Raw genomic sequence first — 1,406 nt, 5'->3', positions numbered from 1 at the left:
GACGAACTGGGCCGCACGGCGCGAACCGTGACGGGCGCCGCCGGTGCCCTTCTGCTTGTACATCTTCTTGCCCGTACGAGAGACCTCGTTGCGGACCTGGATCTTGTGGGTGCCGGCGCGACGCTTGGCGAGCTGCCAGGTGACGACGCGCTGCAGGATGTCCCCACGGATATCTTCGATGCCGAAGACGGCGTCGGACAGTTCGATCGAACCGCCCTTGGAGCCGTCGAGCTTGATGACGTCGAGTTTCATTATTGGTCTTCGCCCCCAGCTTCGGCCGGAGCCTCTTCAACAGCCGGAGTCTCGGCGGCCGGAGCCGCCGCGGCTTGACCGGCCTTGCGGAACGCACCCGGGAACGGGACGTCCGCCGGACGGGCCGACTTCACGGCGTCGCGGATCTTGACATAGGAGCCTTCCGTGCCGGGCACGGCGCCCTTGATCAGGATCAGGCCGCGGTCGATGTCGACCTTCCAGACCGTGACGTTCAGGGTGGTGACGGTTTCCTGGCCGAGGTGGCCGGCCATCTTCTTGCCCTTGAAGGTCTTGCCCGGATCCTGACGCTGACCCGTCGAGCCGTGGGCCCGGTGGGAGACGGACACCCCGTGGGTGGCCCGCATGCCGCCGAAGTTCCAGCGCTTCATGGCGCCCTGGAAGCCCTTGCCGACCGTGGTTCCCGTGACGTCGACCTTCTGGCCGGCGAGGAAGTGGTCGGCGGTGAGCTCGGCGCCCACGTCGATCAGGTTGTCCTCGGTCACGCGGAACTCGGCGAGTTCGTGCTTCGGCTCGACTTCAGCCTTGGCGAAGTGGCCGCGCATGGCCTTGGAGGTGTTCTTCGGCTTCTTGGCGCCGGCCCCGAGCTGGAGCGCGACATAGCCGTCCTTGTCCTGGGTCCGCTGAGCGGTGACCTGGCAGCCCTCGAGGCTAAGCACGGTCACCGGCACATGGGTTCCCGCTTCATCGAAGAAGCGCGCCATGCCCAGTTTCTTGGCGATCACACCGGTACGCATCGGCAGGACCCCTTACAGCTTGATCTCGACGTCCACGCCGGCGGACAGGTCGAGCTTCATGAGCGCGTCCACGGTCTGCGGGGTGGGGTCGACGATATCGAGCACGCGCTTGTGCGTGCGGATTTCGAACTGCTCGCGCGACTTCTTGTCGATGTGCGGCGAGCGGTTGACGGTGAATTTGTTGATGTGCGTCGGCAGCGGGATAGGCCCGCGGACGGTCGCGCCGGTGCGCTTGGCCGTATTGACGATCTCGCGTGTGGAATGGTCCAGCACGCGGTGATCGAAGGCCTTGAGCCGGATGCGGATGTTCTGACGATCCATATCGCTCTTCAGTTTCCCCTACAGACGGCGGCCCGTCCGCGTGACTTTGACCATTTCAAAGACCAACCCGAACGCCTC

The 1,406-nt window shown here is 65.2% G+C and carries 3 protein-coding genes; all 3 read right to left on the bottom strand.

Translation table 11 applies throughout. The annotated features are described in order from the left end of the window. A partial coding sequence (gene rplD, locus Q8Q77_RS05205) for a 50S ribosomal protein L4 (RefSeq protein WP_305581866.1) occupies positions 1–252 on the bottom strand: 252 nt, incomplete at its 3' end. Then, on the bottom strand, positions 252–1,007 hold the full coding sequence (gene rplC / locus Q8Q77_RS05200) for a 50S ribosomal protein L3 (protein ID WP_305581864.1): 756 nt from the start codon (positions 1,005–1,007) through the stop codon (positions 252–254). The genes rplC and rplD, both read right to left, overlap by 1 nt. Before the next feature lie 12 nt (positions 1,008–1,019). Further along, on the bottom strand, positions 1,020–1,328 hold the full coding sequence (gene rpsJ / locus Q8Q77_RS05195) for a 30S ribosomal protein S10 (protein ID WP_254836839.1): 309 nt from the start codon (positions 1,326–1,328) through the stop codon (positions 1,020–1,022). Between the last annotated feature and the right edge of the window lie 78 nt (positions 1,329–1,406).

Source organism: Phenylobacterium sp. (genome assembly GCF_030698145.1).
Taxonomy (GTDB): domain Bacteria; phylum Pseudomonadota; class Alphaproteobacteria; order Caulobacterales; family Caulobacteraceae; genus Phenylobacterium.
The sequence above is the reverse complement of the archived record's forward strand: the minus strand, read 5'-3'. Positions and strand labels throughout refer to the sequence as shown.

Coding starts and splice junctions, on each gene's coding strand:
- rplC (WP_305581864.1), bottom strand. CDS start 1,007: ATGCGTACCGGTGTGATCGCCAAGAAACTGGGCATGGCGCGCTTCTTC.
- rpsJ (WP_254836839.1), bottom strand. CDS start 1,328: ATGGATCGTCAGAACATCCGCATCCGGCTCAAGGCCTTCGATCACCGC.